Raw genomic sequence first — 21617 nt, 5'->3', positions numbered from 1 at the left:
TATTTAAAAGGCATAGCCGATACTGGCACCCAAGCGTACTGGGAATGTAATATTGTTTTTCTTTACATTTTCAAACAAGGCATCTTTTTCCAGGGTACTTTCCCACTTCTGTTTGTAGTTTCTTATTCCAATACCTAATCCACAGAAAATGTCGAAGGTAATGCCATGCATTCCAACATTATACATCCATCGGTTGCCCAATAGCAGGCTATATTCGTATAATGTTTCCGGTGCATGTAAAGTTCGGTTTACCAATATACTATTCCGTTGCTCCAGAATGTTGGCCTGGTGGTCCAGGTAAGAGAAGCGGATTTCATGGGCACCATACAGCATACCCAATTGCCCCTCCGGCTGGTAGAATTTTTGCCGCAGATCTACAGAAAAACCACTCCGGTATACCGTATTTAACTCTATTCTGGAACTTGCCGTAAAAAAAGGATTCCGGTAAACAGTATATTTCAGTTCATGGCCAAGGCGTTGCTGTATATAATACTCCAGGGAAACAGGAAAACTGCCTGTAGTGAGGGCAAGCGGATTGGTACTTAAAATAAACGTTTTATATTCATTTATTTTAGGTTTAAAATAGCGCAGCTGAGGCTTTTTTAGCCGTAGCGGAGGTTTTTCGTAAGGGAAATTAGCACGTCGTTGTATAGTATCTGGCCGGGCTACTGCATTTTCAGAAGGTTTAAATGTAAAGGTGTCATCATTGTAAAAAGCCTCATAATATCCGGCTACTTCTCCATTAGATTTATATAATATCCATTCACCTACCCGTTTATCATCTTTTATCCTTCCTTCCATCTGCAAATTACCATTTGTGTAGTACCCTTTGTAGTTGCCCTCTCCATCAGTAAACAAAGCTTCTCCTTCCAGCTGGCCATCTTCGGTATAATACTTCCATTCCCCATGATTTTTTCCATCTTTCAGATAACCCTCTGCTTTTAGTTTTTTGCTTTCATAGTATTCTTTGTAGGGCCCCTCTCCATGTGTTAGATTACTTTCTCCTTTAAAGGCTCCAGATGGATAATATAATTTCCAGATACCTTCCTTCTCACCTCCTTTTTCTATGCCTTCGGTGCTGAGTTTGCCATTAGAATCGTAATATTTCCAGAAGCCTTCGGTCTGCCCCTTACTATAATTACCTTCGCCCAGCAATTCCCCATTGCGGTGATAGAAACGCCAGAAGCCTTCTTTTTTGCCATCTTTTTCGGGACCTGTGGCTTTTAATGATCCATCTTCATAATAATACTTCCAGGTACTGTCACTTTTTTCACCTGCTATTACTCCTTCCATTTTTAATTTACCAGATGTATAAAATTCCTGATAAAGCCCTCTATCTGCCTGAAAATTAGCTTTTGCTTTTACTGTGCCATCTTCATAATAATATTTCCAGGCGCCTTCTTTTATATCTTCTGCAAAATAACCTTCACTTTTTAACTGGCCTTTTTCATAGTAGAACTTCCATAATCCCTGACGTTTCCCAGCCTGCAGGTTGCCTTCCATATGCAGATTACCATTTTCGAAATAATACTTCCAGTAGCCTTCAGCCAGATTTGAAGCCAGCGTACCAGCCATTTTGAGTTTACCGTTTTCGTAATGATACTCCCATTCACCATTGGGTATGTTGTTACTATACCATCCTTTGCTTTTTACATTGCCATTGCTATAGTAACTTGTGTATAAACCCTGTATAACCGGTGGATCATTGCCTTTAACCGTATATCTCTCTTTTATAGTATTTTTACCCTGGTCATAAAATGTTTCTACTTGTCTTTCCTGGGAGAAAGCAAGCGTGGCAACCATAATTAATAATATGCTGATTACATGTCGCATAATGGGCTAGAAAGCCTGAAAATATACGTTTTCGGCAGTAGTGCTCTTATACAAAGGTAGGCAGATAAACTTGTAATTAAATTATAAAAATATATGCGCCCGTTATGATCTGTGCAGATGTAAAAGAATTTTTTGCCAAGACTTCTTAACTAATAGTTATTTCCGGCAACATTAGTGGAGTAATAATAACCTGTAGGCAATAAGTATCTTTTTTAGTGTATAAATCCCAAAGAAAGCTGTTTTACTTTTTACCAGGCTTATTTTTCTGTGTTAACACATGTTTTTCCACCCAGCTTTTTCCCCAATTCTGCTTTTCTGTGTCTGACCATAATTCCGGATAAAATATTCTTTTCTGAAAAAAAGGGGGCAGGTATTGTTGCCAGTTGGTGCCCCCGGTAGCAGCCACCGATTCGGGTTCCTGATGCAGGTAGCGCATAGCCGATTTAAAATGGGCCAAAGCCCAGTCTATATTTACCAGTGTATCGAAATGGCGCATAGCTTGTATAAGTTTTTCGCCAGGCGTTGTATGGGTTTGTAATCGTTCGTATGCTGTCCAGAGATTAGTATGGCGGGCCTCTTCAGCAAATGCAATGAGGGTATGCTCGTATTTTTCCTCAAACTTTTGGAGTGTAAGGGTTTTCTTGCCGGTAGATAGCTCTGTGGCTCCCCGCTTCCAGTAAATATGTTCATACAGCTCTCTCATGGGCTGGTCTGCATGCAACTCATGGCGTACTTCTTTATCTACCAGATTTATAAATTCGGTAGCCCGTATCTCAATCATACGGAATTGTACAGACTGAAAACCACTGGCCGGTGTTAATGAAAGTCTGAATTTTCTGAATTGTGCCGCCTCCATCCCCTCACCCATTATATCAAACGATTGCACCAGCATCTCAAAATACCGGTTGATCCGGCTCATGCGCATAGTAAAATCAGCCTCACTAACGTCCGTTTGCTTTCCTATCTGCTCCATTTCCGACAAGATCATCTTAAAATAGAGTTCTGTAATCTGATGATAGGTAATGAAGATCATTTCATCAGGGAAAGTAGTTTCCTGATTCTGCAAAGAAAGTAATGTATCCAGGTGTATATAATCCCAGTATGACAGATAATCGGCATATAATAAGCCTTCCAGATAGGCATTTATATCCTGGCCGGAAGTCTCGAACTTTGCTTTTAATGCCTCTAATAACTGGGCTTGTTTGTCTTCAGGAACAGGTTGATGATGTTGCACGGTCTTTATTTTTAAATACGGGGAATAATGGAGTACAGCTATAAGTATCTAGAATAAAAAGCCCTTTTTTAAAACCAGGAATTGTATTTTTTATGTTGTAAATTTGACTATTTAATTGAATTAAAACAATGTAAACTTAAAGCTTATGGCTACCAGCACGCTAGACACCTCTGTATCTGCCAATAAAAAACAAGCAAACGACGTATTTGAATCTCCGGATTTCTACCAGATAGACGATCTGCTTACCGAAGAGCACAAACTCATCAGAAGCAGTATACGCAGTTTTGTAAAAAAAGAAATCTCTCCCATTATTGAAGACTATGCTCAGCGGGCAGCCTTTCCACAACATTTGGTAAAGAAATTTGGCGAAATAGGTGCCTTTGGCCCCACTATACCAGCAGAATATGGTGGCGGCGGACTGGATTACATAGCCTATGGCCTAATTATGCAAGAGATTGAAAGGGGCGATTCTGGTATGCGGTCTACCGCATCGGTGCAGGGTTCTCTGGTGATGTATCCGATATATGCGTTTGGCAGCGAAGAGCAGCGGAAAAAATACTTACCTAAACTTGCTTCTGGTGAATGGCTGGGATGCTTTGGGTTAACAGAACCAGATTTTGGTTCAAATCCGGCGGGTATGCTTACTACAATTAAAGATGCAGGCGACTACTATCTGCTAAATGGCTCCAAGATGTGGATTTCTAACTCTCCGATGGCAGATGTAGCCGTTGTATGGGCGAAAAATGAAGACGGACGCATCCGGGGAGTTATAGTAGAACGAGGGATGGAAGGTTTTTCTACACCAGAAATACACAACAAATGGTCGTTACGGGCCAGCTGTACCGGCGAATTGGTATTTGATAATGTAAAAATTCCTAAAGCAAACCTGCTGCCTAATATTGATGGATTAAAAGGTCCGTTAAAGTGCCTGGATTCTGCCAGGTATGGCATTGCCTGGGGTGCATTAGGTGCGGCCATGGATTGTTACGATTCAGCCAGACGCTATGCCATGGAACGTATTCAGTTTGATAAGCCAATTGCCTCTTTTCAGCTGATACAGAAAAAACTAGCAGAAATGCTGACAGAAATTACGAAAGCCCAACTAGTATGCTGGCGGTTAGGCATGTTGAAAAATGAAGGCAAAGCTACGACTACCCAGATTTCTCTGGCTAAACGTAATAATGTAGAAATGGCTTTACACATTGCCCGTGAAGCCAGGCAAATTCATGGAGGCATGGGAATTACGGGAGAATATTCTATTATGCGCCATATGATGAACCTGGAATCTGTTATTACCTATGAGGGAACACACGATATACATTTGTTGATTTTAGGTAATGAGATTACCGGTATTCCGGCGTTTAAGTAAATTTTAGTATTGTTTAGCAGAAAAAATATACACAAAAGCCTCATATCTTTTAAAAATATGAGGCTTTTGTAAGTAAAACAATGCAGATTTAATAGCGGCAAATAGCAGCTACCCGCTGATGTTTTTCAAGCTCGCCATCATTAACAAATACAATCTGGCCTGCTCTGCTCATTACTAGTTCAATTAAATCGTCTACAGCATCCTCCATTACTTTGTCTGAACCGTTGGAATTTTCTGGTATATCTAGTAGCAGAGAATAGCCTTCGTCTTGAGCCAGTGCGCGTATCTGATAGTTTTCCTCCACCAGCAACGTGCGGATACGCCCTTCATAGGCTGCCCGCCATACAGAGGCAATTCCTCCAACATAGAAGTTTCGTCCTATATTTTCCAACTCATTCAATAAGGTATTTTTTTCTTCCTGTAGCTTTTGCTGTACCACAGGCCATGCTAAATCAGCAATAGCAGGCGCAGGCGCAAAGTCGTAATTCCCATGTACTTCCCCTAAAATTTTATCTGTGTACTTAGAAAATTTCTTATAATGACTAAGGGTTCTATCTACGCCCACGAGTACTACACGTAAGCCTTCTTCAGTCAGGTATTTTCCAAGTGCATTATCTACACGGGTCATAAAATACCTGGTTTTTTCATCGTTCCGTACCCCGGCAATAGAAGACTGATCGGGATGAGCACGTTGATCGGCTAAGCCATCCGGAGAAGGAGAGTCACGTTCAATGGAAGTATCTATCTGATCAGTTATAATTTCATCCGTATCGAGCGCATTGCCAGACACGCCAGGATCGCCTTTGTCAGACGGTAAACCAGGTATTTCGACAAACGAAAGCTGTGTAGCTGCACCTCTTAGCGCTAAAACTTTCTTTTCGCTTAATAAGAGCACTATATATTCGTCTAGCCGGTTACGTGCCTTTACCAGGTCTCTGATTTGAAAATTGTCTCCAATAAATACATTCCGGTCTACCTGAAAAGGCAACGACATTACCTCTTCATGCTCCGGAGATACAAAAATACCTAAGCTTTTACCTGCCTCTTCAAACTTCATATTTTTGGCGATGGAACTGAGTTTGCTTTTGATAGATTCTAATGCCCGCTCATCTTCCATTGCGCCCAGCCGCTGATACGTTTCTTGAATCATCACTTTTAATGTATGTTCTGGTGAATTGAACGTAGGTCTTCCTGCTTCTGCTAAAGGGAACAAGATTGAAACAGAAGGATAAGCCGACTGATTGCTTAATACTTTAATACGTTCTTGAATTTCCTGATTAGTCATATGTGTAACGGACTGTTTAAGTGGTTGATGTTTATTTATCACATTTGCCATAATACCCTAACGGGCAAAAAATGTAAAGACAAACTGGTTTTTAATGTACGTCCGTGTAGCGGAATAGTTGCTTCAAGAGAGTAAATAGCCTGGAATCTCAGTTCGTTGTTTCGTTCACCAGCGCTATTTTTCCAGATTAGTCTGTTTTTAATAAATAGTTTTTCTAAGGCAGGATTTGTACCTTTCCTAAAACCTCCAAAAATCTAAAGCTATGTTTGAACATATTCTCTATCAGGTATCGGAAAGCACCTGTACTATTACCCTGAACCGGCCGGAAGTATACAATGCCATTAACGATAAACTTAGTTACGAGCTACAAGATGCTTTTAAAAAAGCTAGTATGGATGAGGCTGTACGAGTAGTTGTACTAACCGGCGCTGGAAAAGGTTTCTGTTCGGGGCAAGACCTAAAAGCTATTGCAGGCTTACAAATAGCTTCTCTGGCCGAAACCGTGCGAGCCCGATACAACCCTATTATTACGGCCATGCGCCATATGCCAAAACCGATTATCTGCCGGCTTAATGGTATTGCTGCCGGTGCTGGTTGCTCATTAGCTTTAGCCTGCGATATTATTGTAGCCTCTGAAGAAGCCTCGTTAGCTGAAATATTTATTGGTATTGGTTTAGTTATGGATTCTGGTTCTTCGTATTTTTTGCCCCGATTAGTAGGGTCTGCCAAAGCTTTTGAGCTTTCTACCATGGGTAAAAAGGTCCCTGCTACAGAAGCGCAGGCTATGGGCCTAGTAAATAAAACGGTGCCTACTTCCGACCTGGATAAAGCCGTAGCACAGTATGTACATTATTACGCTGCTGCTCCTACAAAAACGGTTGGCTTGATGAAACGGCTGCTCAATCTCTCTTTTCATTCCTCCTTAGAAGAAATGCTGGAATATGAAGCTCTTTATCAGGAACAAGCTGGCAGAACGCAGGATAATAAGGAAGGAATACAGGCTTTTATGGAAAAACGGAAACCAAACTTTAAAGGCAACTGATAAAAATATGCTGCTAAGCCGGGAAACTAAATACCTATTGCATATCGAGGAGATACACCAGTTGTTACAAGAAAATTAATCACAATGGGTTAACCTTATAATTAAGATTATCCTCTGTTCAGTACTTATTTAGTGGTTGCTTTTTGCATAAAGGCCTGGAGTGCAGGTAATTTATCCGTATTGATAAAATCTACGCCTGTTTCTAGTAATACTTGCCATACTGTTTCTTTTTCAGGAGATGCCCAAAGCCGTAGTTTCTTACCTTGAGCATGTACAGCCTTTACTAACTGTTCTAACTTTTGTTTGTCTTCCTGGCTAATATTTCCTTCACCTGTCCAGGCAAGTATTTTAAAATAATTCTGGCTGATAACTGGCATAAACTGAACCGGATAATTTGCAGGCAGATCCTCTGGCCTGCCATCTATAGAAACCTGTGCAGCCGACTCACTTTTTACTGAGTCTATGGGCCTGTTACCTGATAATACTACTTGAACCTGGCCCTTAGGATTAGCCGGCGAGTAGAGTATCTCTTTATACAAAGCCAGTTGCTTCTTTAAGACTGCGTACGTAGCTGTGCCGTCAGTTTTAATATCAATCATCAGATACACAGGTGAGGTGTGTCCTTTGTAGACAAATCCATTATTCTGTTTTATATGTTTAGCCAAAGGCTCCAAATATAATGCTTTTAAAGTAGGTAGTCCTTTAGTAGATTCAGGCTTATCATGTACAACATATAGTTCATTATCAATCAGATGAATATCAGCTTCTATACTCGTAAATCCATAAGTTAATGCATCGAACAAAGGTTTAGCATGCATATAATCATTATGTGCATGTGCTTTAAGCAAAGGGTGTACCTGCGCCCGAACAGTATAAGAAAACAGGCTTATGCTCAAAAGCAATAATGAGCTGACAAAAAAACTAAACCGGTATGTATTCATAAATATATATTTAACAAAAGCCGGCTTAAATTACTGCTAAGCGGGTACATAGTCAATTAATAAAGCTTTAATTGCATTATATTTATATAAAATATATATTACCATAATTTTATTTGCTCGGAAGACACTTATTTTTTTGAAATTTCTTTTTGATTCGCTATCTATTCTTAACTCACATTATCTGCAAATCTTATGTCAAGTGGACAAGTAACTATTAAAGATATAGCTAGACAATTGAATATTTCGGTAGCTACTGTTTCGAGAGCGTTGCGGGATTTTCCGGACATTAATGAAAACACAAAAAAAGCGGTAACAACGTTAGCTGCTGAGTTAGATTACCGGCCCAACCAGATTGCCCAGAGTTTGGTTAAGCGGCGGACAAATACGATAGGCGTAGTTATTCCTACATTCGTAATTCCTTTTTATGCATCGGCTATAAGTGGCATTCAAGAAGAAGCTGCCAAAGCAAACTACAATGTAATGGTATGCCAGTCAAATGAATCGTATACAACGGAAGTATCGAATATTTATACATTAGCATCCAGCCGGGTAGATGGCTTGTTAGTTTCGGTATCAAAAGAGACAACTAATTTTGACCATTTACAATGTTTGCAGCAAAAGGGTATCGAGATTGTTTTTTTTAACCGGGTGTATGAAGGCATGCCAGTGGCCAAAGTTGTAGTAGACGATTATGATGGAGCAGTAGCCGCCACTGAACATTTGATTAGTATTGGGCGAAAACGCATAGCACACTTTTGCGGTCCACAGAACTTATCTATCAGCCAGGAACGGAGAAGAGGATATGTAGATGCTCTTAAAACACATAATCTACCAGTCAGAGAAGAACTTATGCTATCCTGCGATTTTAATATTGCCAGCGGTATGGATGCTGCCCGGCAGTTGTTGCAGGTTCGCCCCCTACCCGATGCCATATTTGCAGTAAGCGATTCTGTGGCTTTTGGTGCAATGAAAGTTTTAAAAGAGCAAGGCATTAGAATACCGGAAGATATAGCTATTGCTGGCTATACGGATGAACCTACTGCATCGCTTGTAGATCCTGGCTTAACAACCGTGGCCCAACCTACTTTTGAAATCGGGCAAACGGCCGCCCGGTTGCTTTTCGCACAGATAAATAGGCCATCCAAGGAGAGTGTATGCCCGAAAACAGTATTAAAAACCAGGTTAATTATCCGGGGTTCTACTGTAAAAAATGCTGTTTAGCTTAAGGTTAACTTCTTTACTACCAGTCACCGCCAGCACCGCCACCGCCAAAACTACCGCCACCAAAACCGCCAAAGCCACCACCTCCCCCACCGAAGCTGCCTCCACCAAAGCTTCCGCCTCTTCCCATGGTTATAAACGGAGGGAAAAATCCACCCCCACCGTAATACCGGCCACCTCCGCCTCTTCCTCCTCTACCCCCACGCCTGATCACAGCAATAATAATAATGATAATAATGAGCAAAAAAATAAAACTCATCCCTCCACTGCCTCCTTCGCCTTCATCTGTATTTTCCGCCTGATATTCTCCTGCAATAGCACGGGCCATTAAGGTAGTTGCTTCATCAAGACCCCGGTAATAGTTTTCGGCTCTGAAATTTGGTGGAAATGTTTGTTCTTCTATTCTTTTAATAATCGCATCGGGCAGCGCCCCTTCGGCACCGTAGCCAGTAGCTGTAAAATATTTGCGGTCTTTTATAGCTATGGTAATTAATACGCCATTGTTTTTACCTGCTTGCCCTATTCCCCACTTATTTGCCAGCTCAAAGGTATACTGCGCCCGGTCATAGTCTCCATAGGTATTAACAATTACAATAGCAATTTGAGTAGAAGTTGTGTCGTCAAGCCTTACTAATTTGCGCTCCAGAGCATTTTCTTCATTTTCACTCAACACACCGGCAAAATCATTCACCAACCTGGGCGGATTGGGTTTCTCCGGAAAAGTTTGGGCAGAAGCTCCGGTAGCCAGCAAACCAATAATAAAAGCTATCAGTATAAATTTTGTTTTTTTCATTCACAAGGCTTTATAAAAAGCTATAATTCTTCGTATAGATCAACATTTATTATCCTTTACTATCCCCAAAAGATATATCATCCGACAATTCATTCTTATCGTTGGCCTGATAAGGAAAATGTGCTTTTAGTTCGTGGCCTGCCATTCGTATGCCCTGGCACAATCCTTCCGTAATAAGTCCCTGTTTAAACTGGCTGCGCATAGCCTGTTTAATCTCTTGCCAGAAATTGGCAGGTACGACCTTATCTATGCCTTCGTCACCCAGTATGGCAAACTTGTGGCTTTCCAGAGCGAGATAAAAGAGCACCCCATTCCGTAGAGAGGTTTCATGCAGTTTTAATAAAAGAAAAACTTCCTTGGCATGTGTCATAACATCGCCGGAACATTCTTTTTCAATATGCACTTTAATTTCACCGGATGTATTTTTTTCCGCATCCCGGATAGCTTGTACAATCCGGTCTTGCTGCGCCTGGGTAAAAAAGCTTGATGCCATAAATAAATGAACAGATGTATAGAAGCCGATTAATATAGAACAATTACTAAGTGGCTTTGGCATTCCCTTAAACAAACAGAAACTGCCAAGCCTTTCAGCTTACCGGATAAAGCAAGCCTACCCATAACTTGGCAAGTCTAGGATAGGCTATTAAATTTTGCTTAACAAACGCGTTAAAATTCTACCTGCGGAGCACGGTCTGAACCGGCCTGAGCTTCAAAATAGGGCTTAGGATCAAAGCCGAACATCCCGGCAGATAAGTTATTAGGAAACCTGGCTATGTAGGAATTATAATCCTGTACAGCATCGTTAAAGTTTTTACGTTCAACGGATATACGGTTCTCTGTACCTTCTAACTGTGCCTGTAATTCCAGAAAGTTCTGGTTAGCTTTTAACTCCGGGTAACGTTCTACACTTACCAGCAACCTGGATAAAGATGATCCCAGGGCATCTTGCGCCTGTTGAAACTGCTGAAATTTTTGTGGAGTTAAGCTATCAGCACTGGTAATATTGACAGAGGTAGCTTTTGCCCGGGCTTCAATAACCTGTGTTAATGTTTCGCGTTCAAAATTAGCTGCCCCTTTTACTGTATTTACCAGGTTAGGAATCAGATCTGCTCTGCGCTGATAGGCATTCTGCACTTGCGCCCATTTGCCAGATACATTTTCACGTTTATCGACCATGCTGTTGTACCCACAGCCGCTCAAGGAAAAGAATAAAACTATAACACTAATAACAGAAAAAAATCTTGTTTTCATAGGAGGTAGATGTGTTTTTAAAATATGCATGATGAGGAACAATCCCCTGGCAACATTGTTACCAAAGGTATAGAACCTGTTGCTATAAACCAATTATATCCAAATGCTTGCCAAACCTGCTATACCCGGAATACATGTCCATTTGTCCGGATGGTAACATTGGCTTGCAAATAGCCAACTAATTTCTAGTAGACTGAAGTAACTACCCATGAAACGAATCCCCTTAGTCATAGTTGCATTCCTGTTATTCGCCTGCAACGTTAGCCCTGATAAGAGAGTTGACCAAAACCAAGCAAAATTCAGCACATCGGCTGATTCTAGATTATTTTTTAAAAATGTACGGCAAATCTATTATGACCGTGAGATACCTGAAAACACTAAATTGGAAGTATACCGCTTTGGAAAAAGAAATCTAGCTATCGATAAACCAGTGTTAAACCTAGCTTTGGTTAATAACTGGCTACATGATGAGGCCTATGTAATAATAGAACCTAGCGCTTTTTTTGACAATATGTCATCTATTGAAGTGGAATGGCAGGATATTGACAGGAAACAATCTGGTGTGTACCGGTTTACCTTCGGCCCAAAGGATAATCATTTTAAGTTTGCTTCAGAGATTTACCAGAGTGTAATGGCCAAACATAAACTTCTGGTTTACACGGAAGATAAGCAGTGGATAGAATTGTTTCAGACCGAGACTGACCGGGATAATTTCCGCAAAACAATGAAGGATTTTTACCGACTGGTTAACTTAATGTAGCGAAATTTACATGAGTTTTGCTACTGAGTTAGTCATCCAACACAAAAGGTAAATTGTTTTAGTTGATGTTACTGGTTGATTGCTTTTGCTACTTGCTTAAAATGTTTATCAGCAAAAGTTAAGAACTGTTGCCAGTCATATAGAGTAATGTCATGCTTCCCGGTGCGGATGTGGTAACGGATATATTCGCCTACTGGCTGCTCAATAGCTGGCATTTGTTCTGTACCCAGGCCTTTTTTACCATATAATTCATAAACTGGTTCTGCATGTTTAGCACTTAAAAACTCTCCTCTAGGATCGGCCCACTGGTCGTCTTCGGCACTGGCTACATACAAAGGACGCGGAGCCATTAAAGCCAGTAACATATGCTGGTCTACAGGAAGTTGATCTACGTTGGTGTTGTACTCTTTGTATTTAGAAACAAACCAATGCGGAAAACTTGTGTTAATTCTTTCAAGGGTTTCGCCATAATTGCGGCGTGCAAGGGCTGTGCCTCCTTCGCCAGAATCATTGGAAATAACCATAGCAAACCGCTGATCGTTGGCAGCTGCCCACAAAGCTGCTTTTCCTATCCGCGAATGACCTGTGATGGCTACTTGTTTGGCATTTACCTGCTTATCGGTCTCCAGGTAATCCATTATCCGGCTTAGTCCCCATGCCCAGGCACTAATGGCACCCCATTCTTCTGGTTTTATAGTCAATTCTTCTTGCAGGGTGGTACGAATTCCGGTTTTCCAGCCTTCAGTATGATCAGGTTCCAGGTCGCCATAATAGGCTGTAGCTAAGCCATATCCTCGGGCTAAGATTTCTTCTACCGGCCACCGGCTAGCCTGCGCTCCACGCGAACCCTCAGTAGCCCGGTTATTTACCACTTTGTATGGTTCATTATTATTCATCCACCGCTCGGAAAGCTGAATACCAGGGTCGGTTTGTATAGAGTGATTGCCATAAAAATTTAAGCCAATAAATACCGGTACTGGCTCTTTTACTTGGTTAGGGAGATAAAGCAATACATCCATGCTTGGAGAATCAGCAGCTTTTGTAAAAAATATGGTTACTTGCTTTCGCGTAGCTTTGCCTCCCAGTGCTGTACTGTCTACAGAATTTATTGTAAAATGCATGTCCTTTGTCCGGCCCGGAAATTTGCCATACACATGTTCAGCAAATTTTGCTAGTATTTTTGGCCGCATACTTTTTTCCCATTTCCTGGATGTCGTTATTTTCTTACCCTTATCTGTTTGTAATACCTCTGGCAACCGGTAATTGCCTACGTTGGCCTCTTCATAATTAGGTTGAAAAGTCTGAGCGGTGGCTATGGATAGCATAGAAAAAGCGAAGTATATACTTAGCAAACAACTATACCTATATGGGTACTTTGACAAAAGCTTTTTCATATACAACTAGTTAATTTCAGACAGATTCGAAGTAAATTAATAAAAACTGCGGATCAATGAAATATTCTTGCATATATCCCTTAACATTCTTTTTGCACTTATGAATCCGCACCTAACCTAGCAGCACATAAAGCAAAAACTCCTCTTCGTAAAGGAAGAGGAGTTTTTGCTTTGTCTAACGAAATACAGCTATCTTATTTGCTGCTAGAAGCTTGCGCCTGATGTTTTCCTTCCCTGATCTCTTCAATCATCTTTTTATTAAAAGCAGGCAGATCATCTGGCTTCCGGCTAGTAACCAGTCCATTATCTGTAACTACTTCCTGGTCTACCCAATTGGCACCGGCGTTTTTCAAATCAGTTTTAATAGAAGGATAAGAGGTTACTGTGCGGCCACGTACTACATCAGCCTCAATTAATGTCCACGGACCATGGCAAATGGCAGCTACGGGTTTGCCAGCTTCAAAAAAACGCTTAATAAACGCAACCGCTTTTTCATTTACCCTTAAAAAATCCGGGTTCATCTGCCCGCCAGGCAGTACTAGCGCATCGTAATTTTCCGCATCCGCTTCATTCAAGGGTACATCTACTTTAAAAGTTTTACCCCAGTCAGTTTCGTCCCAGCCTTTTACTTCGCCAGATTCTGGTGAAACAATATGAGTTATGGCGCCTTCTTGCTCCAATGCTTCTTTCGGCGAGGTAAGCTCTACCTGCTCAAACCCGTTAGCTACCAGAATAGCTACTTTCTTATTTTCTATTTTTTTCATGTGGTTTGTTAGTTTAGTGGTTAACTAAATTACTATTCATCCTTCCTTATAGCAGGAAAATCCGTTTTTCAACTAAAATTTTTGGAGAAAAACCTATACAGAGAATGTATAAGCCTACCATAGGACTTTGTAAGACAATACGCCTCTATGTAAATTTTGTTTTAGCAAAACTTACCTGAAACCGTATTTATGCATACGTTGCGAATGCAATTCACCTGTTATAGAAGACAGAAGCCAACGTTAAAATTATTTTTTTTCAGCTATTTTCTGCTCTGTTACCGTGTGTTTAGGATAATTGAACAACAAAGAAGTGAACACAGGAATAAAGAAAATAAGCACAGTAGTAATGGAGACATATAAGTCTGTTTCTTCATTATTTATAAAATGATAGAAGGCACTGGACTTATCAAACTCGCTGATGTAAGAGGCCACTAGTTTTATTCCAAGCAAGGCAATTACTATAAAAGAAGTAGGCTCCAGAAAAGAGAATCTTTCCATTAACTTTACGAACCCTTGGGCAACAAAACGCATAGAGAGAATACCCAGGAATACCCCAATCCAGATAAGATACAGGTTATCTGTGAAGGCAACTGCAGCAAATACATTGTCAATAGAAAAAGCCAGGTCCATTATCTCCACAAATACAACTGTGGCCCAAAAAGGACCACCCAACATCCGGAGAAAAGCTCTATAAATGCGGTTGTCCTGCTTATTAAGTGTATCGTCTTCATCTTTGGGAGTAGCCTTTGACCGAAAATAGTTAAAGGCGAGCCAAAACAAATACAGGCCACCCAAACCTTTCAGCCAACCAAAATTGATAATCCATGAAGCCAATAATAAACATATACCTCTGAAAACATATGCACCCAGAATACCATACCGTAAGGCTTTTGCCCTTTGCGCACGTGGTAAGTCCATTACCATAGTAGCTAATACTGCTGCATTATCTACTGAAAGTAAGCTCTCTATAATGATCAGGTTAAGTATTACAAAGGCCGCTGCCTGTAGATCCTGCCCAAACAGTTCAGTTAGCAGCTGGTGAAGAGAATCCATAACTATTTATAACAAAAAGAATGTTGTAAAAAATGAATAAAATGGAAGAAAATCGCTGCTGGTTTAGGATAGAATGCAAATATAGGTAAGTAATGGTATACTATTCTATCAAATTATGGCCAATCTCATTCCTTCTCAAAGATTTTCCTACATGTAAAGTTTAAGCAAAAAAGATGTATAAGGAGGCAAATAGTCAAATTCTGGTAGTTGCGCTTCACAATTTTATCCGTAGTGCTATTTCCCCTTAATAAATATTACATAGATGAATGTAACCTGCTATTTTGGTAGACTTGTAAAAGGTATTTTCTAGAGAGAATCCCACGACATACCTAAACTCTTCTGCGGACGATGCCAGTACCTAAATAATATAATGCTTGTGCAGGAGCATTCCCTTATTATTTATGTAGAAAGTAGTATGTGGCAAGCATTTATGTACTATTTTACCTTTTCTAATTCGGTTTTCACAAAACTTATCAACTCCGTAATATACTCTTTCGAAAAATTAAAGGGAATGTACGCAGCTTCGTAAATCTGGCTTATAGGTTTTGTATAGCCCAATTTCAAAGCATTTATATAGCCTTGTAAGCCTCTTTGCGGATTTTCTTTATAATTTTTCCAGACTGCAATGGCTCCCAGCTGCGCAATTCCATACTCTATATAATAGAAGGGGACTTCATATAAATGTAGTTGTTTCTGCCAGATATATGCTTTGTATTCTTCCAATCCTGCCCAGTCTGTTACAGAATCTGAAAATTGCTCATAGATGCGTAGCCAGGTATGTTTTCTTTCTTCCACTGTGTGTGTTGGATGCTCGTAGATCCAGTGCTGAAATTTATCAATGGTAGCTACCCAAGGGAGTGTTTCTATGATTTGCTCCAAATGTTGCCTTTTAGCCCGGCGAAGATCTTCTTCACTTTCGAAAAATAAATTCCAATGATCCATGCTTATGAGTTCCATAGACATAGATGCGAGTTCGGCTACTTCAGAAGGCGGATGTTTGTATGCATTCAAAGACAAGTCCCTGGTAAGGAATGAATGTACGGCATGCCCCCCTTCATGGAGCATGGTTACCATATCGCGTAAACTGGACGTAGCATTCATAAAAATAAATGGTACGCCAATCTCATCTAGTGGATAGTTATACCCACCTGGTGCTTTACCTTTGCGGGACTCCAGATCCAGGTGGCCCATTTGCTTCATAATAGCCAGGCATTGTCCCAGATACGGATCTAGTTTGGTGAAGCATTCAATGGTTTTATTAATTAACTCTTCGCCACTAGTAAAGGGTTTTAAGGCAGGTTTATTGGAAATATCCACTTTTGTATCCCAAGGGCGAAGTATATCTAGCTTCAGCTTTTCTTTTCGTTCTTGAGCCATTTCATTCAATAAAGGAACTACCGACTCTGCCACAGCAGTATGGAAAGCAAAGCAGTCTTCAGGGGTGTAATCGAAACGGCCTAACGCAGCAAACATGTAGTCGCGGAAGTTTTTAAAATCTGCATTGGTTGCCTGCTGGTGCCTGAGTTGAATGAGTTTGTTAAATAATTCATCCAGCTTGTCTTTATCTTGATACCGCCTTTCAGCAATTTTTTTGTAAGCTTCCTCACGTGCAGCACGGTTGGTAGATTGTAGAAAATCGGAAGCTTGTTGTAAGGTCAGTTCTTTTCCATCTATCTCTACTGTCATCTCTCCGGCTATGGCACCGTATTTACGCTCTTCTGTCTGGATTTGAGTAATAACCGGAATATTTTTTTCCCGGAAAATTTCAAAATCCTTTTTCATAGACCGTATCATAATCTCAAATCCCTCTGCTTTAATCCAGGTCAGGTACTCATTCAGCAAGGCTTTTTCATTGAGTGCATTTGTTTCAGGAGCAATTTTGGGTTGTATGTTGGTAATAAAATCTTGCAGATGCGTTACCAGCTGTTCGTTTGCTGTATCGCAGGTCATGCGGATATACCGCCAGGCAAAATTTTCCGCCAAATACGCTTCCAGTTCGCTTCTGTCTTCAAACCAGTGCTGGAGGTCTTTAGCAGAATGAATTGGGCGGTATTTTAGATTTTCCACAAAAGGCTGGATACTTTCCCAGGTAATTAACTGAAAATTATCCGGCAAAAAGGTTCTTTGTTTCCGTTGTGGGATAGATAAGGTAGTTTCAGGCATTTGTTCAATAGCAGCTTATAAATGGTAGAATATATCTAGTCAATTTCAATTACAACATCGGAGGTCAGTGGGTGGCCTACACACACCAGCACATATCCTTCTTTCATTTCGTACTCAGACAAGCCATCTTCTTCATCCATGAGTACCTTTCCGGAAATGCACTTTCCGCGGCAAGCCGTACATAAACCACTTTGGCAAGAATAGGGCAGGTCTATATCCATATCCAGGCCAGCGTCCAGTATGCTCTGATGTGGCTCTACTTTTACTTTGTATTCACTGCCTTCATAAATAATAGTAACCACCTGGGTTTTTACTTCTTTATTATCGTCTTCCACTGGCTTTGGAGTAGTATCTGCAGAAGGTGTAGTTGCAAAGCTTTCTTTGTGAATTTTCTCTTTGGGTACATACAAAATATTTAATGCTTGCTCCATCTCCTCCATCATACCAGAGGGGCCACATATATAATAATCGGTACGGTATACATCTAGTTTAGGCAATTCATTAATCAGCTTTATTGCCAATGTTCTGTTCAGCCGTCCGGTAAGCCCATTCCAACCTGGATTTGGCTGGCTTAACACATGCACAATCCGGAGCCGGTTAGCATATTGTTTCTGTAATTCTTCCAGGGCATTTTTGAAAATAATAGTATCCTGGTTGCGGTTGCCATAGAGCAGCGACACAATACTGGAAGATTCCATACGCAACACAGCCTTAGCAATAGACATTAGTGGAGTAATGCCGCTGCCAGCGCCAATTAGAATAACATGCCGTTGTACAGGCCGTAGATCTAAAGAAAAACTCCCCATTGGTTCCATTACTTCCAGTTCCTGCCCTACCCGCAAATGATCGTTTAAATAATTAGAGACTTTGCCATTGGCTACCCGCTTTACGGTTACGCAGAGTTCTTTATCTGTATGCGGGCAACTAGACATAGAATAGGACCGGCGCACGGTTTCGCCACCCATTGGAATAAGTACCGTGAGGAACTGACCCGGCTTATAGGCAATTTTGCTTTGAGCAGGCTGTTGCATATAGACAGATATGGTGTCCGGAGTTTCCTTAATGATATTTGTTACGCGTAATTTATGGTACTTGGTGCTCATGGAGTAATAGGCTAATACAATTGACTAAACTACTTTTCTGGCCTTTGCTTACACTAGTCCTTACAGATTTACGCAAGTTAATAGCTAAGTATAGCGTACAAGAGCCGGTTTTGTTTCTATGTAGCAAAACTAAGATAATTACCGCTGAATATTTTAACATATCAGCCCTAGAAATTAAAGTCTGCTTATTTTCAGTTCATCTCTCAGTTTGATAACAAATTATGGCAACACAAGTTTTACGAGGAACAGGTTTTGCTACCGTTTCAATAATTCTGGGAAAGGTTTACAGATATATAGAAAAATCGAGAATAATTGTCAACTTTGAGAGGATTAACAACGCCACTTATGCACCTAGATTCACTTTCTGCCATTTCGCCGATAGATGGCCGATACTGGCAACAGGCTTCTCATTTGTCTCCTTACTTCTCTGAGAAGGGACTAATCTATTTTAGAACACGCGTAGAAATAGAATATTTTATTGCCTTATGTGAATTGCCGCTGCCCCAGTTAGCTGATTTTCCTAAAGAGAAATACAATGATTTAAGAAAATTGTATGAGAACTTTAGTATAGAGGATGCCAGACAAATAAAAGATATTGAGAAAACAACCAACCATGATATTAAAGCCCTGGAATATTATATTAAGTCCAGAATGGAATCATTGGAGGTAGAAAATTTTAGTGAATTTATTCATTTTGGGCTTACATCGCAGGATATTAACAATACCGCCATTCCACTTTCCTTAAAAGAAGGCTTGGAAAAAGAGATAAAGCCCGTATTGAATAACCTGCATCAAAAACTCCTGAATTTAGCTTCACAATGGACCTCTATTCCTATGCTGGCTTACACGCATGGCCAACCTGCCTCCCCTACACGGTTAGGCAAAGAAATAATGGTATTCTGTGAACGGCTTCAAAAGCAACTGGCCTTGTTAGAACAAATACCCTATGCAGCTAAATTTGGTGGCGCCACTGGCAACTTTAATGCCCATACAGTAGCCTATCCGCATATAGATTGGGTAAATTTTGCAGATTATTTTGTTAATACCATTCTTGGACTGAGCCGCAGCCGCTACACTACCCAGATTGAACATTATGATTTTCTGGCAACCCTGTTCGATAACCTTAAACGCATCAATACCATTCTCATAGATTTGAACCGCGATATGTGGCAATACATATCTATGGGTTATTTTAAACAAGCTATCAAAAAAGGCGAAATAGGTTCCTCGGCCATGCCTCACAAGGTGAATCCAATAGATTTTGAAAATTCTGAAGGAAACCTAGGAATTGCCAACGCTCTTTTAGAACATTTATCTGCCAAACTTCCTATATCGCGGCTTCAACGGGACTTAACGGATTCTACTGTTCTTCGCAATATTGGCGTACCCTTGGCACATATACTTATCGCTTGCCAGTCGCTGCTGAAAGGATTAGGCAAGCTTGAAATTAATGTAGCAAAAATGAGTGAAGATCTGGAGAATAACTGGGCTGTGGTAGCAGAAGGAATTCAAACCATATTGCGGCGGGAAGGCTACCCCAAGCCTTATGAAGCTTTAAAAGAACTTACCCGTACCAATGATAAAATTACGTTTCCTGCCATTACCAATTTTATCAATACTTTGGCAGTAAGTGATGAAGTGAAAGAAGAGCTACGGTTGATTACGCCTTTTAACTATACTGGTTTATAAAAAATACAGGCACTTACCTACGTATGTGCCTGCGTACAAACCCTTTTACCCGCATCGTGCAATGCTTTTTCTCAACTTCTTTTTCCAGCCCGGACCGTGTTTTAATGTAATCTTTAGTTTGGTGAACTGGTTATGGGTGAAGTAATGGAATCTTGATTTTCTTTCTATCTCACTGATAGGCATGGGCGTATAAACAAACCCTAATCTGCGGGTAGCTTCCGTTACACAGCGGTTTCCATAAGCTATATCCCGGATATCAGTTACTACTAAGTAAGAAACTGTTCGGCGCTGCCTGTTTTTAAGTTCTTTCAGATCAAATTCGTCAGATATGCTTGTTTTAGTTGTAGCTGTAATCTTATTTTCCTGCCCCAATACCGGAATACTCATAAGCATTCCCATACCAAACCATAGTATGCATGTGAAAATGCAATATTTATGAAATGCTTCCATAATAGTAGATAGTTAACATAGTTTATCAAGTTTCTCAAAAATGTACCCAGCCTTGCGCCCGTATCGGTACGGGTGTGCCAGACTTAGTATTTAACAGTATTTCTTTAGGTATATTAGTCATATAGCCAATAAGGGCAATATCTGCATGGTTTTTAATTTTGGGGAAATCTTCCTGACTAATCGTAAACAACAGTTCGTAATCTTCCCCTCCGTTCAGCACACAGGTTACCGGATCAATGTTAAATTCAACAGCCGTATTGTACGTTTCGCCATGAATAGGTAGTTTGTCTTCGAAAATAACTGCGCCAGTATTAGAAGAGCGGCACAAGTGCATAAGTTCGGAAGCTAACCCATCTGAAATATCAATCATGGATGTAGGAACTACGCCTATATCATTCAACTCATAGATTACATCCATCCGGGCTTCCGGTTTTAATTGCCGCTTCAGTAAATAATCTTTTCCTGCCAGTTGAGGCTGCATTTCCGGATTTGCCAGATATACTTGTTTTTCCTGCTCCAACACTTGTAAGCCTAGATAAGCGCCACCCAGATCGCCGGTAGCACAAATAATATCATTTGGCCTGGCTGTATGGCGGTAGGCTATTTTATTTTTTTCTACTACTCCTATTGCTGTTATTGAAATAACCAGCCCAGCTCTGGAACTGGTTGTATCTCCACCCACCAAATCTACTTTGTAATCGTCACAAGCAATTTTAATACCTTGATACAGTGCATCTATTGCTTCTACTGAAAAACGGCTACTCAACGCCAGGCTTACCGTTATTTGCTTAGGTATGCCATTCATTGCAGCAATGTCTGAAATATTTACGGCCACTGCTTTATACCCCAAATGATGCAAGGGAACATAACTTAAATCGAAGTGTACTCCCTCCACCAACATATCTGTAGAAACGACCGTGTATACATTACTTCCATTATCAATCACTGCTGCATCATCGCCTATACCTTTAACCGTTTCAGAATTTATATTTTTAAAATCAGCCTCTATTCTGTCTATCAAGCCAAATTCTCCCAACTCTTTAAGCTCTGTCCGTTTCATATGCTATATTCATTAAAGTTTGGCTAAATGTAGTACAGTGTATGAATAACAACAATAAAATAGAAAAGATTTATATAGCTGCCTGATTTTCAGCCTATAAAAAACCTATGTAAGATATTTACGCAAACTCATTACCGTTTGTCCAGTTTTTTATATGAATTATTAAATAAAGCTTCATCCAACTTTTATTTGTTGATAGCTAACTATATATA

The 21617-nt window shown here is 40.4% G+C and carries 19 protein-coding genes; 5 read left to right on the top strand and 14 right to left on the bottom strand.

Going from position 1 to position 21617, the window contains the following annotated elements:
- Positions 1-3 precede the first annotated feature (3 nt).
- Together Q0590_RS15175 and Q0590_RS15170 are read right to left on the bottom strand one after the other, a co-directional pair.
- On the bottom strand, positions 4-1833 hold the full coding sequence (locus Q0590_RS15175) for a toxin-antitoxin system YwqK family antitoxin (protein ID WP_302038412.1): 1830 nt from the start codon (positions 1831-1833) through the stop codon (positions 4-6).
- Between the two features lie 241 nt (positions 1834-2074).
- A complete protein-coding gene (locus Q0590_RS15170) occupies positions 2075-3067 on the bottom strand; it encodes a tryptophan 2,3-dioxygenase family protein (RefSeq protein WP_302038411.1) in 993 nt (330 codons plus the stop codon).
- Positions 3068-3212: 145 nt separating this feature from the next.
- Between Q0590_RS15170 and Q0590_RS15165 the strand changes: the two genes are divergently transcribed.
- A complete protein-coding gene (locus tag Q0590_RS15165) occupies positions 3213-4436 on the top strand; it encodes an acyl-CoA dehydrogenase family protein (protein ID WP_302038410.1) in 1224 nt (407 codons plus the stop codon).
- An 88-nt stretch (positions 4437-4524) separates the two neighbouring features.
- On the opposite strand, the gene Q0590_RS15160 is transcribed toward Q0590_RS15165, so the two are convergent.
- Positions 4525-5721, bottom strand: a complete 1197-nt coding sequence (locus tag Q0590_RS15160; protein ID WP_302038409.1) for a baeRF3 domain-containing protein — start codon at positions 5719-5721, stop codon at positions 4525-4527.
- Between the two features lie 262 nt (positions 5722-5983).
- On the opposite strand from Q0590_RS15160, the gene Q0590_RS15155 reads away from it, so the two are divergent.
- Positions 5984-6763, top strand: coding sequence for an enoyl-CoA hydratase/isomerase family protein (locus Q0590_RS15155; protein WP_302038408.1), 780 nt, complete (start codon positions 5984-5986; stop codon positions 6761-6763).
- 125 nt (positions 6764-6888) lie between these two features.
- On the opposite strand, the gene Q0590_RS15150 is transcribed toward Q0590_RS15155, so the two are convergent.
- The gene (locus Q0590_RS15150) at positions 6889-7704 is read right to left on the bottom strand and encodes a phosphatidylinositol-specific phospholipase C/glycerophosphodiester phosphodiesterase family protein (protein WP_302038407.1); all 816 of its coding nucleotides are present in this window, start codon (positions 7702-7704) and stop codon (positions 6889-6891) included.
- Positions 7705-7896: 192 nt separating this feature from the next.
- Between Q0590_RS15150 and Q0590_RS15145 the strand changes: the two genes are divergently transcribed.
- A complete protein-coding gene (locus Q0590_RS15145) occupies positions 7897-8925 on the top strand; it encodes a LacI family DNA-binding transcriptional regulator (RefSeq protein WP_302038406.1) in 1029 nt (342 codons plus the stop codon).
- 19 nt (positions 8926-8944) lie between these two features.
- Here the strand turns inward: Q0590_RS15145 and Q0590_RS15140 are convergent, their stop codons facing one another.
- From Q0590_RS15140 to Q0590_RS15130, 3 genes are all read right to left on the bottom strand, one after another.
- Entirely contained in the window at positions 8945-9718 is a 774-nt protein-coding gene (locus Q0590_RS15140; RefSeq protein WP_302038405.1) for a TPM domain-containing protein, read from the bottom strand.
- A gap of 49 nt (positions 9719-9767) precedes the next feature.
- Positions 9768-10211, bottom strand: a complete 444-nt coding sequence (locus tag Q0590_RS15135) for a TPM domain-containing protein (protein WP_302038404.1) — start codon at positions 10209-10211, stop codon at positions 9768-9770.
- 173 nt (positions 10212-10384) lie between these two features.
- A complete protein-coding gene (locus tag Q0590_RS15130) occupies positions 10385-10969 on the bottom strand; it encodes a LemA family protein (RefSeq protein WP_302038403.1) in 585 nt (194 codons plus the stop codon).
- Between the two features lie 208 nt (positions 10970-11177).
- On the opposite strand from Q0590_RS15130, the gene Q0590_RS15125 reads away from it, so the two are divergent.
- The gene (locus tag Q0590_RS15125) at positions 11178-11729 is read left to right on the top strand and encodes a hypothetical protein (RefSeq protein ID WP_302038402.1); all 552 of its coding nucleotides are present in this window, start codon (positions 11178-11180) and stop codon (positions 11727-11729) included.
- Between the two features lie 68 nt (positions 11730-11797).
- Here Q0590_RS15125 and Q0590_RS15120 read toward each other — a convergent pair whose 3' ends face one another.
- The 5 genes from Q0590_RS15120 to Q0590_RS15100 form a co-directional block, all read right to left on the bottom strand.
- Positions 11798-13054, bottom strand: a complete 1257-nt coding sequence (locus tag Q0590_RS15120; RefSeq protein WP_302038401.1) for a glucuronyl esterase domain-containing protein — start codon at positions 13052-13054, stop codon at positions 11798-11800.
- A 263-nt stretch (positions 13055-13317) separates the two neighbouring features.
- Entirely contained in the window at positions 13318-13887 is a 570-nt protein-coding gene (locus tag Q0590_RS15115; RefSeq protein WP_302038400.1) for a type 1 glutamine amidotransferase domain-containing protein, read from the bottom strand.
- Positions 13888-14133: 246 nt separating this feature from the next.
- Positions 14134-14940, bottom strand: a complete 807-nt coding sequence (locus tag Q0590_RS15110; protein WP_302038399.1) for a TerC family protein — start codon at positions 14938-14940, stop codon at positions 14134-14136.
- 435 nt (positions 14941-15375) lie between these two features.
- A complete protein-coding gene (locus tag Q0590_RS15105; protein ID WP_302038398.1) occupies positions 15376-17103 on the bottom strand; it encodes a M3 family oligoendopeptidase in 1728 nt (575 codons plus the stop codon).
- Positions 17104-17138: 35 nt separating this feature from the next.
- A complete protein-coding gene (locus Q0590_RS15100) occupies positions 17139-18206 on the bottom strand; it encodes a ferredoxin--NADP reductase (RefSeq protein ID WP_302038397.1) in 1068 nt (355 codons plus the stop codon).
- Between the two features lie 345 nt (positions 18207-18551).
- Between Q0590_RS15100 and purB the strand changes: the two genes are divergently transcribed.
- Positions 18552-19895 carry an adenylosuccinate lyase gene (gene purB, locus Q0590_RS15095; RefSeq protein WP_302038396.1) on the top strand — a complete coding sequence of 448 codons (1344 nt, stop codon included), beginning with the start codon at positions 18552-18554 and terminating at the stop codon, positions 19893-19895.
- 45 nt (positions 19896-19940) lie between these two features.
- Here purB and Q0590_RS15090 read toward each other — a convergent pair whose 3' ends face one another.
- Together Q0590_RS15090 and thiL are read right to left on the bottom strand one after the other, a co-directional pair.
- The gene (locus Q0590_RS15090) at positions 19941-20294 is read right to left on the bottom strand and encodes a hypothetical protein (protein ID WP_302038395.1); all 354 of its coding nucleotides are present in this window, start codon (positions 20292-20294) and stop codon (positions 19941-19943) included.
- 85 nt (positions 20295-20379) lie between these two features.
- Positions 20380-21405, bottom strand: coding sequence for a thiamine-phosphate kinase (gene thiL, locus Q0590_RS15085; RefSeq protein ID WP_302038394.1), 1026 nt, complete (start codon positions 21403-21405; stop codon positions 20380-20382).
- Positions 21406-21617 lie beyond the last annotated feature (212 nt).

Source organism: Rhodocytophaga aerolata (assembly GCF_030503435.1).
GTDB lineage: Bacteria > Bacteroidota > Bacteroidia > Cytophagales > 172606-1 > Rhodocytophaga > Rhodocytophaga aerolata.
Note: the sequence above shows the minus strand (reverse complement) of the source record. Positions and strands in the feature narration are given on the sequence as shown.

What these genes read in the sequence shown, in the direction of transcription:
- Q0590_RS15175 (WP_302038412.1), bottom strand. Translation starts at nt 1,833, where the DNA reads ATGCGACATGTAATCAGCATATTATTAATTATGGTTGCCACGCTTGCT.
- Q0590_RS15165 (WP_302038410.1), top strand. Translation starts at nt 3,213, where the DNA reads ATGGCTACCAGCACGCTAGACACCTCTGTATCTGCCAATAAAAAACAA.
- Q0590_RS15160 (WP_302038409.1), bottom strand. Translation starts at nt 5,721, where the DNA reads ATGACTAATCAGGAAATTCAAGAACGTATTAAAGTATTAAGCAATCAG.
- Q0590_RS15155 (WP_302038408.1), top strand. Translation starts at nt 5,984, where the DNA reads ATGTTTGAACATATTCTCTATCAGGTATCGGAAAGCACCTGTACTATT.
- Q0590_RS15150 (WP_302038407.1), bottom strand. Translation starts at nt 7,704, where the DNA reads ATGAATACATACCGGTTTAGTTTTTTTGTCAGCTCATTATTGCTTTTG.
- Q0590_RS15145 (WP_302038406.1), top strand. Translation starts at nt 7,897, where the DNA reads ATGTCAAGTGGACAAGTAACTATTAAAGATATAGCTAGACAATTGAAT.
- Q0590_RS15140 (WP_302038405.1), bottom strand. Translation starts at nt 9,718, where the DNA reads ATGAAAAAAACAAAATTTATACTGATAGCTTTTATTATTGGTTTGCTG.
- Q0590_RS15135 (WP_302038404.1), bottom strand. Translation starts at nt 10,211, where the DNA reads ATGGCATCAAGCTTTTTTACCCAGGCGCAGCAAGACCGGATTGTACAA.
- Q0590_RS15130 (WP_302038403.1), bottom strand. Translation starts at nt 10,969, where the DNA reads ATGAAAACAAGATTTTTTTCTGTTATTAGTGTTATAGTTTTATTCTTT.
- Q0590_RS15125 (WP_302038402.1), top strand. Translation starts at nt 11,178, where the DNA reads ATGAAACGAATCCCCTTAGTCATAGTTGCATTCCTGTTATTCGCCTGC.
- Q0590_RS15120 (WP_302038401.1), bottom strand. Translation starts at nt 13,054, where the DNA reads ATGCTATCCATAGCCACCGCTCAGACTTTTCAACCTAATTATGAAGAG.
- Q0590_RS15115 (WP_302038400.1), bottom strand. Translation starts at nt 13,887, where the DNA reads ATGAAAAAAATAGAAAATAAGAAAGTAGCTATTCTGGTAGCTAACGGG.
- Q0590_RS15110 (WP_302038399.1), bottom strand. Translation starts at nt 14,940, where the DNA reads ATGGATTCTCTTCACCAGCTGCTAACTGAACTGTTTGGGCAGGATCTA.
- Q0590_RS15105 (WP_302038398.1), bottom strand. Translation starts at nt 17,103, where the DNA reads ATGCCTGAAACTACCTTATCTATCCCACAACGGAAACAAAGAACCTTT.
- Q0590_RS15100 (WP_302038397.1), bottom strand. Translation starts at nt 18,206, where the DNA reads ATGAGCACCAAGTACCATAAATTACGCGTAACAAATATCATTAAGGAA.
- purB (WP_302038396.1), top strand. Translation starts at nt 18,552, where the DNA reads ATGCACCTAGATTCACTTTCTGCCATTTCGCCGATAGATGGCCGATAC.
- Q0590_RS15090 (WP_302038395.1), bottom strand. Translation starts at nt 20,294, where the DNA reads ATGGGAATGCTTATGAGTATTCCGGTATTGGGGCAGGAAAATAAGATT.
- thiL (WP_302038394.1), bottom strand. Translation starts at nt 21,405, where the DNA reads ATGAAACGGACAGAGCTTAAAGAGTTGGGAGAATTTGGCTTGATAGAC.